10 protein-coding genes are annotated in these 12,529 nt (G+C 65.4%); 6 read left to right on the top strand and 4 right to left on the bottom strand.

The window, feature by feature from the left end; genetic code table 11:
• Positions 1-8: 8 nt before the first annotated feature.
• Positions 9-2,282: an NADP-dependent malic enzyme gene (locus tag AC5STI_RS02500; RefSeq protein ID WP_495445466.1), complete on the bottom strand. Its 2,274-nt coding sequence runs from the start codon at positions 2,280-2,282 to the stop codon at positions 9-11.
• Between the two features lie 164 nt (positions 2,283-2,446).
• Here AC5STI_RS02500 and AC5STI_RS02505 point away from each other — a divergent pair, with 164 nt between their 5' ends.
• The 6 genes from AC5STI_RS02505 to AC5STI_RS02530 all read left to right on the top strand — a co-directional run bounded on the left by AC5STI_RS02505 (position 2,447) and on the right by AC5STI_RS02530 (position 8,765).
• On the top strand, positions 2,447-3,535 hold the full coding sequence (locus tag AC5STI_RS02505) for a cupin domain-containing protein (protein WP_495445467.1): 1,089 nt from the start codon (positions 2,447-2,449) through the stop codon (positions 3,533-3,535).
• Positions 3,536-3,601: 66 nt separating this feature from the next.
• A complete protein-coding gene (locus tag AC5STI_RS02510) occupies positions 3,602-4,018 on the top strand; it encodes a cytidine deaminase (RefSeq protein WP_495445468.1) in 417 nt (138 codons plus the stop codon).
• Positions 4,018-5,322 (top strand): thymidine phosphorylase, encoded by a 1,305-nt coding sequence (locus tag AC5STI_RS02515; RefSeq protein WP_495445469.1) that lies wholly within the window; start codon positions 4,018-4,020, stop codon positions 5,320-5,322. Before AC5STI_RS02510 ends, AC5STI_RS02515 begins: the two co-directional genes overlap by 1 nt.
• Positions 5,322-6,533: a phosphopentomutase gene (locus AC5STI_RS02520; RefSeq protein ID WP_495445470.1), complete on the top strand. Its 1,212-nt coding sequence runs from the start codon at positions 5,322-5,324 to the stop codon at positions 6,531-6,533. Before AC5STI_RS02515 ends, AC5STI_RS02520 begins: the two co-directional genes overlap by 1 nt.
• Before the next feature lie 75 nt (positions 6,534-6,608).
• Positions 6,609-7,241 (top strand): uracil phosphoribosyltransferase, encoded by a 633-nt coding sequence (upp, locus tag AC5STI_RS02525; protein ID WP_475051332.1) that lies wholly within the window; start codon positions 6,609-6,611, stop codon positions 7,239-7,241.
• A 180-nt stretch (positions 7,242-7,421) separates the two neighbouring features.
• The gene (locus AC5STI_RS02530) at positions 7,422-8,765 is read left to right on the top strand and encodes an SPOR domain-containing protein (protein WP_495445471.1); all 1,344 of its coding nucleotides are present in this window, start codon (positions 7,422-7,424) and stop codon (positions 8,763-8,765) included.
• An 85-nt stretch (positions 8,766-8,850) separates the two neighbouring features.
• On the opposite strand, the gene AC5STI_RS02535 is transcribed toward AC5STI_RS02530, so the two are convergent.
• The 3 genes from AC5STI_RS02535 to AC5STI_RS02545 all read right to left on the bottom strand — a co-directional run bounded on the left by AC5STI_RS02535 (position 8,851) and on the right by AC5STI_RS02545 (position 12,519).
• Complete coding sequence (locus AC5STI_RS02535; protein WP_495445472.1) at positions 8,851-9,663, bottom strand: class I SAM-dependent methyltransferase; 813 nt, start codon at positions 9,661-9,663, stop codon at positions 8,851-8,853.
• A gap of 112 nt (positions 9,664-9,775) precedes the next feature.
• Complete coding sequence (locus tag AC5STI_RS02540; protein WP_490399553.1) at positions 9,776-10,786, bottom strand: hypothetical protein; 1,011 nt, start codon at positions 10,784-10,786, stop codon at positions 9,776-9,778.
• 104 nt (positions 10,787-10,890) lie between these two features.
• Positions 10,891-12,519, bottom strand: coding sequence for an AMP-binding protein (locus tag AC5STI_RS02545; protein ID WP_495445473.1), 1,629 nt, complete (start codon positions 12,517-12,519; stop codon positions 10,891-10,893).
• Positions 12,520-12,529 lie beyond the last annotated feature (10 nt).

Here is a 12,529-nt window from a genome sequence, read left to right on the forward strand (position 1 = left end):
CCGCGCAGTTAACCGTAGTGCGCCACCGGGGTGCCGGCAATGGCGGCCATGTTCAGCAGCCCGCGCGCGGTGATCGAGGGGGAGACGATGTGGGCGCGGTTGCCCATGCCCATCAGGATCGGCCCCACTTCCAGCCCGCCGGCCCGCATTTTCAGGATATTGCGAACGCCGGAGGCCGCATCGGCATGGGCAAAGATCAGCACATTGGCTGCGCCTTCCAGCCGCGAGTTGGGGAAGATCCGCGCCCGCAGCTCCGGGTCCAGGGCGGTATCGATGTTCATCTCGCCCTCATAGCCGAAGTCGCGGCGCTTATCGTCGAGGATCTCCAGCGCGTCCCGCAGGCGGCTGCCGGTATCGCAGGAGATATTGCCGAACTGCGACTGCGAGCACAGCGCGATCTTCGGCTCGATCCCGAAGCGGCGCACGTGGCGGGCGGCGCCGATCACGGTCTCGGCAATCTGCTCCGGCGTCGGTTCGATCCGCACATGGGTGTCGGCGATGAACAGCGGCCCGTCCTCGAGGATCATCATCGACAGCGCCCCATGCGGGGAATAGCTGTTGCCGCCCAGCACCTGCTGCACATAGTTCAGATGCCAGCGGTATTCGCCGAAAGTGCCGCAGATCAGGCTGTCGGCCTCGCCCCGGTGCACCATGATGGCGCCGATGGCGGTGGTATTGGTGCGCATGATCGCCTTGGCCAGATCCGGCGTCACGCCTTGGCGCTGCATCACCTTGTGATAGCTGTTCCAGTAATCGTAATAGCGCGGGTCGTTTTCCGGGTTCACCAGCTGGAAATCGCGGCCCGGGCGTACGTCCAGCCCCAGTTTTTCGCAGCGGCGTTCGATCACCTCGGGGCGGCCGATCAGGATCGGGGTTTCGGTGGTCTCCTCCAGGATCGCTTGCGCGGCACGCAGCACCCGCTCGTCCTCGCCCTCGGCAAAGACGATACGGCGGGCGGCGGCGCGGGCGGCCTCGAACACCGGGCGCATCAGCAGGGCCGATTTGAACACGGTCTGGTTCAGGCGCTGCTTGTAGGCTGTCAGATCGTCGATCGGCCGGGTGGCCACGCCGCTCTCCATCGCCGCCTTGGCCACGGCAGAGGACACCACCGCCACCAGCCGCGGGTCAAAGGGTTTCGGGATCAGGTAGTCGGCACCGAAATTCAGCTGCTCGCCCTTATAGGCCGCCGCAGCCTCCGCCGAGGTGGTGGCGCGGGCCAGTTCGGCGATGCCGTCGACGCAGGCGATCTGCATCGCATCGTTGATCTCGGTCGCGCCCACGTCCAGCGCCCCGCGGAAGATGAAGGGGAAGCACAGCACGTTGTTGACCTGGTTGGGAAAATCGCTGCGCCCCGTGGCGATGATCGCATCCGGCGCCACCTTGCGCGCAAGGTCGGGCATAATTTCCGGCGTCGGGTTGGCCAGCGCAAAGATGATCGGCCGGTCCGCCATCTTCTTCACCATTTCCGGCTGCAGCACGTTGGGACCGGAAAGACCCAGGAACAGGTCCGCGCCGTCCATCACCTCGTCCAGCGTGCGCAGGTCCGAGGTTTGCGCGAACGCCGCTTTCTGCGGGTTCATGTCTTCTTCGCGGCCTTCGTAAACCAGCCCGTGAATGTCGCACAGCCAGATGTTTTCCCGCTTCACGCCCAGCTTCACCAGCATGTTGAGGCAGGCAATCCCCGCCGCGCCGCCGCCGGTGGAGACGATCTTGATATCCTCGAACGACTTGCCCGCCACATGCAGCGCGTTCTTGGCCGCGGCCCCCACCACAATCGCGGTGCCGTGCTGGTCGTCGTGAAAGACGGGGATGTTCATCCGCTCGCGGCAGATCTTTTCCACCACAAAGCAGTCCGGCGCCTTGATGTCTTCGAGGTTGATCGCGCCAAATGTCGGCTCCAGCGAGCAGACGATATCTGCCAGCTTCTCGGGATCGCTTTCGTTCACTTCGATGTCGAAGCAATCGATGCCCGCGAAGTTCTTGAACAGAACCGCCTTGCCTTCCATCACCGGCTTGGAGGCCAGCGCGCCGATGTTGCCCAGCCCCAGAACCGCCGAGCCGTTGGACACCACCGCCACCAGGTTCCCGCGCGAGGTGTAGCGGGCGGCGTTGGCCGCGTCCGCCTTGATCTCGGTGCAGGCCTCTGCGACGCCGGGCGAATAGGCGCGCGCCAGATCGCGCCCGTTGGCCATCGGCTTGGTGGCGCGGATCTCCAGCTTACCGGGGCGCGGAAACTCGTGATAGTTGAGCGCGGCTTGGCGCAAGTTCTGTGAATCGGACATCTGGCGCTCCTCGGAAAGGGTATTGTTTAGTGTTAAACCATTTTTCCTGCCGGAAACCTAGCCTAAACTGACGCAATTGGCCGCGGCGGCGGGCAAGCGGCGGCTTCTTGCATAAATCCTGCCCCGCGGCCACAGTTCCGGGCAAATGAAAAGGGAGTGAAAACGTGAGCGATACAATCGCTGAAATCCGACTGCCCACGCAGGAACTGCGCGACGATATTCCGTTCTACACCAAAGTCTTGGGTATGAAGATGGATATGATCTACCCGGCGGATGATCCGCGGATTGCGGTGTTTTCCGGCCACGGGCTGCGCCTGCGCATCGAAAAGGGGGCGGAGGAAAGCCCCGGCACAATCCGCATTCTGACAGAAGATCCTGATGGATTTGCCGAAGGCCAGCGCCGCCTGACCGCGCCCAATGGCACCAGGGTGGAGATCAAGGAACGCCACCCGCCGATGGTGATGCCGGAAACGGTGCACAGTTTCGTCGTCCGACGCCTCAAGGATCAGGCGCCTTGGATCATCGGCCGCGCGGGGATGCATTACCGCGACCTGGTGCCGGACCGGCTGGGCGGCTCGATCATTGCCAGCCACATCCGCATCCCGGACGGCGGCCCAGTGCCGGACATGGTGCATTTCCACCGCGTCGGCTTCCAGCTGATCTTCTGCATCCACGGCTGGGTCGATGTGGTCTATGAGGACCAGGGCGACAAGATGCGGCTGACTGCGGGCGATTGCTTCATCCAGCCGCCGGAAATCCGCCACCGGGTGCTGGAGGCCAGCGACAACGTGCAGGTGATCGAGATCGGCGTGCCGGCAGAACATGTCACTGAAATCGACCACGAGATGACCCTGCCGACCCCGCACTACCGCCCCGAACGGGAATGGCAGGGCCAGCGCTTTGTCTACAACAAGGCCGAGGGCGCCGCGTGGATGCCGTTCCGCCTGCCGGGCTACATCTGCCGCGACACCACGATTGCCGAGAACACCAAGGGCGTGGCCGGCGTGCAAGTGGTGCGCCGGGGCGAGGGCGCGCCGCAATGGGCGGCGCACGACACTGACATCCATTTCACGTTCGTCATGAACGGCGAGGTGACGCTGGAGGGCGAGGGCCGCGAGCCCTACCGGCTGGAGCAGGGCGACGCCTTTGTCATCCCGCCCGGCATGAAGACCCGCCTCAGCGAGCCGTCGCAGGACGTGGAACTGCTGGAGGTGACCTTGCCCGGCGTGTTCAATACCATGCTGGGGCAGTGACGGAACCGCACTCGGGGGGCTTTCGCTTCCCGGGCCGTTTCCGCTATCCTGCGGCATCTTGACCAAATGATCAAAAACCGGGGAATCGCCATGAGCCTCAAAGCCGCTGCCGCCGCCGTCCGCGAAAACGCCCACGCGCCTTATTCCAACTTCAAGGTCGGCGCTGCCGTGCGCTCTGCCTCCGGCCAGATCTACGTTGGCTGCAATGTCGAAAACGTCGCCTATCCCGAAGGCACCTGTGCCGAGGCGGGCGCCATTGCGGCGATGGTGGCTGCGGGGGAGAAAGAGCTGGCAGAGGTCTATGTGATCGCAGACTGCCCGACCCCGATCACGCCCTGCGGAGGCTGCCGTCAGAAGATCAAGGAATTCGCCAGCGGCGATGTGAAGGTCATCATGGCGACCACCGACGGCGCTGAGCAGGAGACCACCATTGGCGGCCTGCTGCCGGGGGCCTTTGACGCGGATCACATGGAGCGGAGCTGATGGACGCCCGTGCCATCAACGCCAAGCTCCGGCGCGGCGAGACACCGGGCGAAGTGGACTTGCGCTGGTTTGCCGAAGGACTGGCCAGCGGCGCGGTTTCTGACGCGCAGGCCGGGGCTTTTGCCATGGCCGTCTGCCTGCAAGGCCTCAGCGTCGAGGGCCGCCGCGCCCTGACGCTGGCGATGCGTGACACCGGCGATGTGCTGCAATGGGATCTGGACGGCCCGGTGCTGGACAAGCATTCCACCGGCGGGGTGGGGGACTGCGTCTCGCTGCTGCTGGCGCCGGCGCTTGCGGCCTGCGGTGCTTATGTGCCGATGATTTCAGGGCGCGGGCTTGGGCACACCGGCGGCACTCTGGACAAGCTGGAGGCCATTCCCGGCGTCTCCATCAACGTCAGCGAAGACCATCTCCGGGGCATGATGCGGGTTGCTGGCTGCGCCATTGTCGGCGCTACTGCCCAGATAGCGCCTGCGGACAAGCGGCTCTATGCCATCCGCGATGTGACCGCGACCGTGGAAAGCGTCGACCTAATCACCGCCTCGATCCTGTCCAAGAAACTGGCCGCCTCCCCGGACGCGCTGGTGCTGGACGTGAAAATCGGCTCCGGCGCCTTCATGAAAACCGCGGATGAGGCCCGCGCGCTGGCGCAATCGCTTTGCGATACGGCCAACGCGGCGGGCTGCCGGACCTCGGCGCTGATCACCGATATGAACCAGCCGCTGGCGCCCGCGCTTGGCAACGCGCTGGAAGTGGCGGAGGTAATGCAGGTGCTGACAGGCGATGGGTCCGGCCCGCTGGCGGAAATCTCCGCGGTGCTGGGCGGCGAGCTGCTGGCCCACGCCGGTCTGGCCGCGGATGCGGCAAAGGGCGCGGCTCAGATCGCCGCCACGCTCTCCGATGGCCGCGCTGCGGACCGCTTTGCCCGGATGATATCGGCCTTGGGCGGCCCTGCGGATTTTGCCGCCACGTGGCAGGACCATCTGCCCGGCGCCGAAGTCGTGCGTGACGTCAAGGCACCATCGGCGGGTCATATCTCTGCCATGAACGGCGAGGCGCTGGGGCTGGCCGTTGTCAGCCTGGGCGGCGGCCGCATGGTGGAAAGCGACCGCATCCACCCCGGCGTCGGTATTTCGGACATCGTCCGCCTGGGCCAGCAGGTCGGGGCAGGGGACACTCTTGCCCGCATCCACGCGGCCAGCGATGATGCGGCAGAGGTGGCGGAGGCGGCCATTCTCGCGGCAATCTCCATCGGGGAGGCGCCGGACGCCCTGCCGCCGCTGGTTCACGAAAGGATCTCCTGATGCCCCGTGCCTTTCTTGTGGTGATGGATTCCGCCGGCATCGGCGGCGCGCCGGATGCCGGGACCTTCTTCAATGGCGACTTGCCGGACCTGGGCGCCAATACGCTGGCCCATATCGCCCAGGCCTGCGCTGCCGGCAAAGCGGAGGACGGCCGCAGCGGGCCGCTGCACGTGCCGAACATGGAACGCCTCGGTCTCGGCGCAGCAATGCGGCTGGCGTCCTCGGTCCCGTTTCCGGGCCTGGAGGCAGAGCCGCAGGGCCGTTGGGCCTGCGCCCGCGAACTGAGCCGCGGCAAGGACACGCCCTCAGGCCACTGGGAGCTGGCGGGCCTGCCGGTCCCCTGGGACTGGCACTATTTCCCTGATCAGGCGCCGTCCTTTCCCGATGACCTGACCGCCTTCGTCGCGGAGCAGGCGGGCACCGATGGCATCCTGGGTAACTGCCACGCCTCCGGCACGGTAATTCTGGACGACCTCGGCGCGGAGCACATGCGGACAGGTAAACCGATCTGCTACACTTCCGCCGACAGCGTTTTCCAGGTCGCCGCGCATGAGGAGACCTTCGGCCTCGACCGTCTCCTGAAACTGTGCGAAGCCATCGCCCCGCGCCTGCACGCGATGAAGGTGGGCCGGGTCATTGCGCGTCCCTTCCTTGGCTCGGTGGAGGAGGGCTTTACCCGCACCACCAACCGCCGCGACTACGCCATCACCCCGCCGGCACCGGTGCTGACCAACTGGGTGCAGCAGGCGGGCGGCAAGGTCCACGCCATTGGAAAGATCGGCGATATCTTCTCCATGTCCGGTATCGACACACTGAATAAAGGCTCTGATGCCAGGCTGATGGAGCACTTGGTTGAAGCGGTGGAGACGGCGGAGGACGGCAGCTTGACATTCGCCAACTTCGTCGAATTCGACAGCCTGTACGGCCACACCCGCGATATCTCCGGCTATGCCCGTGCGCTGGAGTGGTTCGACGGCGAAATCGGCCGCCTGCTGCCCAAGCTGCGCAAGGGCGACATGCTGGTGCTGACCGCCGATCATGGCAATGATCCCAGCTGGCCCGGCTCCGACCACACCCGTGAACAGGTGCCGGTGCTGATCGCGGGGCTTGACGCGGGCCCCATCGGGCAGGTCAAATTCGCCGATGTGGGCGTCTCCATTGCGGCCCACCTGAATGTCCCGGCCCAAGGCCCCGGCAAGAGTTTTCTTTGACCTCATGGTCAAATCCCGCTTGCCTGCCGCGGCGAAGGCCGTAAAAGCGCTGCAACCAAATCTGAGGAGTGCCCCATGACCGACCACCTGACCGTTGTTGATCACCCGCTTGTGCAGCACAAGCTGACCCTGATGCGGGACAAGGGCACGTCCACCGCGGGCTTCCGCCGCCTGCTGCGCGAGATCACCCAGCTGCTGGCCTATGAAATCACCCGCGAGATGCCGCTGACCACCACCAACATCGAAACCCCGATGGAGGAAATGGAAGCGCCGATCCTGGCGGGCAAGAAGCTGGCGCTGGTCTCGATCCTGCGCGCGGGCAACGGCATGCTCGACGGCGTGCTGGAGCTGATCCCCTCGGCCCGTGTCGGTTTTGTCGGCCTCTACCGCGACGAGGAAACCCTGCAGCCGGTGCAATACTACTTCAAGGCGCCCGAAGGGCTGAAGGACCGGCTGGTGATTGCTGTGGATCCGATGCTGGCCACCGGCAACAGCTCGGCTGCGGCCATCGACCTGCTGAAGGAGGCCGGTGCCAACAACATCCGCTTCCTGTGCCTGCTGGCCTCGCCCGAGGGCGTTGCCAAGATGAAGGAAGCCCACCCCGACGTGCCGATCGTCACCGCCTCGCTGGACCGCGAGATCAACGCCAAGGGGTATATCCTGCCGGGCCTGGGCGATGCCGGCGACCGGATGTTCGGCACCAAATGACCGCTGGTGTGCCAAGGCGCCGCCGCGCGCCTTGGCCGCTTTCCGGGACAATCCGGAACCGGTGCCAATTAGGTTCAATTGGCGCAAAAATTGCCGGGATGCGGCCGTATTGTTGCCGCAGAATCTTTACTCACTGACCATAGTCGGGCATCCTGCAGCCATATTTTGTGGGGCGCAGGAATGAAAATAACTAGAATTATTGCACTGGCCATCATCGCGGGGACAACAGGCGCAGCAGGTATACAGGCACAAACCCTGCGTCCGTCCAGCCCGCCGTCCGAATATCCGCCAGCCTCTTACAAGGGGCGGCAATTCGTCGACAGCCGCGGTTGTGTTTACATCCGGGCGGGCATTGACGGCAATGTGACTTGGGTGCCGCGGGTAACCCGCTCGCGCAAGCAGGTTTGCGGATACAAACCGACCAGGCTGGCCGGGACCACACGGCAGCAGCCGCAAGCCTCGGCGCCGGAACTGATCACGCTGGAACCCAGCCAGCAGCCCGCCCAGTCCGCAGCCGCCAAGCCGGCCCCCGCGAAACCCGCGCCTGCCGCGGCCCAGCCGGCGGCAGCCAGCCCGCCGCCCAAGGTGGTGACCACCGCCAAGCCGCGGCGCACGCCGCAAACCACCAGCGCCCGTCCAGCCACCGCGGCCGCCCCGTCGCCCAAACCCGCAGCCAGAAAAGTGGTGCGTACGGCCCCGAAACCGGCACCGGCACCGGCCGCTGCTGCGCCGCAGCCCCCCGCCGGCAGCCCCTGCGCAGGTATTTCGGAAATCAGCCGCAAGTACACGAACTCCACCGGCGCGCGCTGCGGTCCGCAAACAGCCCCGCCTGTTACCTACGTTGGGCCGCAATCCTCTTTGCGGCTGACACCCAACACACGTGTTGTCCAGGCACACATCCATCAGGACCGACGCCTCAGCAACAGTTTCACGGTGCCCAAGGGCTACCGCCCGGTCTGGACCGACGGCCGCCTGAACCCGCAGCGGGCGACACGCACGGTGCGCCCCGCGGTGGTGACCGGCTTCTCCCAGGCTCCTGCCGGGTATCTGATGGTGGAGCGCGCGGATGGCCGCCTGAACCCCATGCGCGGTGTCCGCACGCCTCAAGGGGACGCGCAGATGGCGCAAATCTGGAGCGACGGCGTGCCGCGCAAACTGGTGCAGCTGCCGCTCGACCGCCCCACGGTCAGGCTGCCGCGCGAAGCCCGCCGCAGCCCGGCTGAGGCCAGGGTATCAAAGCTGCGCCTTTCCACTCGCTCTGCCCCCGGCGCGGCTGCGCCCAAGCAAGCCGTGACCGCGCAGCGCTATGTCCGGGCCGCAACCTATGCAAACGCGGATCAGGCCCGGGCCGCCGCCCGCAAGCTGGCGGCGTCCGGCCTGCCGGTGCGGATGGGGACCGTCAGCCGCAAGGGGAAGCCGCTTAAGGTCGTTCTGGCGGGACCGTACCGCGATAGCGGCCAGGCAGCAGCGGCATTGGCCAAGGTGCAGCGCGCAGGTTTCAGCGGCGCCCGGCTCAGCAAGTAGCATCATTGGCGCAATCGGATGCAAAGGCCGGGTTTCTGCCCGGCCTTTTGACGTTGTGTTGCCGGCAAAAGCCCGCGGCGGGCTGCTATTGCCGCCGGCAGGTAAACACGACAGCGGCAAGGGGCATTTGCAACGGCGGCGGCCCGAAGCGGCGGCGCAAGGCGTCGAGAATGGCACTGGCGACTTCGTCGGGATCCACCCCGCCGCGGGAACGGATTTCTTCGATCAGCGGGTTACCATAGACCAGCGCTTCGGCAAATCTCTCCGCGTCACCGATGGGTTTTTCCAGCCTGACCCCGTCGTGGCTGACATCTGCCCAGTCGTCACCATTCAGGTCTGCGGTCACAGCCGCGGTATCGCCATAGTGGAACGGCACCTTGTAGAACCCCGGCGGATCATCGGGAAAAAACTGTGCTGCTTCGGCGTGGGCAATTTCCGCAAACGGGTTCTGCGCCATCGGTGCCCAGACGCTGAAAAGATAGTGCCCGCCGGGTTTCAGCACCCGCGCGGCCTCCCGGAAGGCGGCAGCCTTGTCCGGAAAGAACATCACCCCGAACTGGCAGGCAACCAGGTCAAAGCTGCCGTCCTCAAAAGGAAGCTCCATCGCATCGGCAGCGTGAAAAGATACATTCGTGATGCCGGACAGCTTGGCCTGCGCCAGCTTCAGCATCGGCTCGTTGAGGTCCGTGACGGTCAGTTTGCTTTCCGCAGGCAGCCTCCTCCTCAGCCGCTGCGACACGATCCCGGTTCCTGCGGCAAGCTCCAGGACATCTTTCGGGCTGTGTCGGCGGCACCGGTCCGCCAGATCATCTGCATAGTCATGAAAGATGACCGGTCCCAGGCCCTTGTCGTAATGGCTTGGAATATCCCCCGTGAAACTGGTTGCTTTCCCCGGCATGGCGCAATCCCCCCTGAATGTGCATGTGCCCAGATGCGGCGGATCATAGCAGATCCGGCACCTTCAGGCGATTGCCGCGGACTTCAAGCGGGCCGGAGGGCAGCAGGCAGCGTCAGCCGCAGATGTTTTGCAACTGCACCCAGTCGCGGTCGTTCAGCACCGGCTGCAACTCGCGGCCGGCCATCGGGTCGGCCTCGATCAGCCCCAGAACCGACTCGCCGGTGATGTCCAGCGCATAGGCATAGGGCGAGGAGGGCAGGGCGGCGCGGGCGAACTCCGCCAGCAGCACCTGGTCCGGCACAGCGGGCCGCGGGCTGGCCAGGGTGGCTTCGGAATAGGCGTCCAGCGTGGACCGGTCCAGATCCCCGGTGGTCAGCAGCTTGAACGCGGCTGTCACCCCGCCTGCCTGCAGCAGCTCGTGCATCGGATCGCTGGCTTCAGCGCGCGCGCGTTCAGCAAGGATCGCGCCGGCCGCAACCGCCGGATCTTCGAAGTCCTCAACAAAGGACCGGTTCAGCAGCACGATGCCGCCGGGCAGATGCAGGCTGCCGGGAATGCCGGAGCGCAGGATCGCCAGCTGCCGGACCCCGGTCCGCTGCGCCAGGTCCCTCAGGATCGGGGCGGCTTCGGGGGTGGCGCAGGCAGGGCCGGAGACCCGCTCGATCCGGCCCAGCAGGGCCTGGCCGATGGCCTTGCGCTTGATCTCAGGCACCACGCTGACGGCATGGCGGGTGACCGCCCCCGGCAGCCAGAGCACCATCAGCGCCAGAACCAGCGCGAGGACCCCCAGGATACTCACCGCACGCAGCCGCCCGGGGTGCGCGCGGGACCGGCCGATGGCGTTCTGCACCCGTGCAATCGCTTCCAGCATTGCGGTCTCGTCCTGGGTGATTTCCAGCGTCTCGCCAGGGTCGCCATCAGGGTGGAAGAGGGCCGGAAATTCGCCGGGATTGGCGCGCTCCACCGCGGCCAGCGACCAATGCGCCAAAGGGCGGTCGTTCATGCTGGCAATGGTCAGCGTCGCATCGCCCAGCGAGATGATTACATCCCGCCGCTGTGCCTCAGGATCTGCGCGCCACAAGCCCGCAGCCTCCAGCCGCTCAAATTCCTTCAATGCCGTCATGCAGCCTGCCCGGCCCCCGTGTTTTTGATTGCCGCCAGAATAATCACATAAAACAGGGGCGGCAATTTGCTTTGCCGCCCCGGATGCCATTTCGTCCGAAAATCTTAGAGTGACTTGGCGATTTTTCTCAGTTCGAACTTCTGGATCTTGCCGGTAGAGGTCTTGGGCAGCTCCTGGAACACCACTTTCTTGGGCGCCTTGAACCCCGCCAGGGTCTCCCGCGAGAAGGCGATCAGCGCGGCCTCGTCGGTGCTGGAGCCGGGTTTCAGCTCTACAAAGGCGCAAGGCACCTCGCCCCATTTCTCATCCGGCATCGCCGCAACCGCGGCCAGCAGCACATCAGGATGCGCCATCAGCACGCCCTCCACCTCGACAGAGGAGATATTCTCGCCGCCCGAGATGATAATGTCCTTGGCGCGGTCGGCGATCTGGATATAGCCGTCCGGGTGCTGCACGGCGAGGTCGCCGGAGTTGAAATAGCCGCCCTTGAAGGCCTCGGCAGTGGCGTCCGGGTTCTTCAGATAGCCCTTCATCACCACATTGCCGCGCAGCGCGATCTCACCCTGGCTCTGGCCATCCATCGGCAGCACATTGTGTTCGCTGTCGCGTACCACGACCGGCTCCAGCATCGGCATCGCGACACCCTGGCGGGACTTCCTGGCGGCAATGCCCGCCTTGTCCAGCCCGTCCCATTCGCCTGCCTTCCAGTAGCATTCGGTGACATGCCCGAAGGTCTCGGTCAGCCCGTAGACATGGGTGATGTTAAAGCCGAGGTCTTCGATCTTCGACAGCGTTGCCGGGGCGGGCGGGGCGCCTGCGGTGAACACCTCGACCGTGTGATCGAACGTGCGGCGCTCTTCGTCCAGGGCGTTGACCAGCATGTTCAGAACGATCGGCGCGCCGCCGAAATGGGTGACGCCTTCGTAATGGATGGCGTTGTAGATGTTCTGCGCGCTGATATCGCGGCAGCACACCAGGGTGCCGCCGACCAGCGGCATCATCCAGGTGTGGTTCCACCCGTTGCAGTGGAACAGCGGCACGATGGTCAGATAGACCGGGTGCAGCACCATCCGCCAGGACACCACCGTGCCCATGGTCATCAGATAGGCGCCGCGATGGTGGTAGACCACGCCCTTGGGCCGCCCGGTGGTGCCGGAGGTGTAGTTCAGCGCCAGGCTTTCCCACTCGTCCTCAGGCATGATCCACTGGAACTCCGGATCGCCGCCGGCCAGCAGTGCCTCATATTCCGTATGCCGGCCGGTCGCGTGCCAGCTTGCCTGATCGTCTGCCACCTCAATCAAGACCGGGGCAGGGCCGTCCATCTCCTCCACCGCGGCCTCGGCCAGTTCCAGGAACTGGGGGTCGACCAGCACTGCCTTGGCCTCGCCGTGATCAAAGATGTAGGACACCGTGCCCGCATCCAGCCGGGTATTTATGGTGTTCAGCACCGCGCCGCAGGCAGGCACGCCGAAATGCGCCTCGGCCTGGGCCGGGATGTTGGGCAGCAGGGTCGCCACCACATCGCCAGGCTTCACCCCCAGCTTCGCCAGGCCCGAGGCGAGGCGGCTGCAGCGCTCGTGGTATTCGGCATAAGTCTTGCGGTGCTTTCCATAGCTTACTGCCAAGTGGTCCGGGAACACCTGCGCCGCCCGTTTCAGATGCGACAGCGGCGTCAGCGGCACATAATTCGCGGCGGTCTTCTCCAGACCGGTTTCATCCGCCATCCACCCCATCAGTTTCCTC

Source organism: Leisingera sp. CC-HEC096 (assembly GCF_059429235.1).

Excerpts from the sequence above, each read along its gene's own strand:
- AC5STI_RS02500 (WP_495445466.1), bottom strand. The coding sequence starts at position 2,282 with ATGTCCGATTCACAGAACTTGCGCCAAGCCGCGCTCAACTATCACGAG.
- AC5STI_RS02510 (WP_495445468.1), top strand. The coding sequence starts at position 3,602 with ATGATCAAAAACCGGGGAATCGCCATGAGCCTCAAAGCCGCTGCCGCC.
- AC5STI_RS02515 (WP_495445469.1), top strand. The coding sequence starts at position 4,018 with ATGGACGCCCGTGCCATCAACGCCAAGCTCCGGCGCGGCGAGACACCG.
- AC5STI_RS02520 (WP_495445470.1), top strand. The coding sequence starts at position 5,322 with ATGCCCCGTGCCTTTCTTGTGGTGATGGATTCCGCCGGCATCGGCGGC.
- upp (WP_475051332.1), top strand. The coding sequence starts at position 6,609 with ATGACCGACCACCTGACCGTTGTTGATCACCCGCTTGTGCAGCACAAG.
- AC5STI_RS02530 (WP_495445471.1), top strand. The coding sequence starts at position 7,422 with ATGAAAATAACTAGAATTATTGCACTGGCCATCATCGCGGGGACAACA.
- AC5STI_RS02535 (WP_495445472.1), bottom strand. The coding sequence starts at position 9,663 with ATGCCGGGGAAAGCAACCAGTTTCACGGGGGATATTCCAAGCCATTAC.
- AC5STI_RS02540 (WP_490399553.1), bottom strand. The coding sequence starts at position 10,786 with ATGACGGCATTGAAGGAATTTGAGCGGCTGGAGGCTGCGGGCTTGTGG.
- AC5STI_RS02545 (WP_495445473.1), bottom strand. The coding sequence starts at position 12,519 with ATGGGGTGGATGGCGGATGAAACCGGTCTGGAGAAGACCGCCGCGAAT.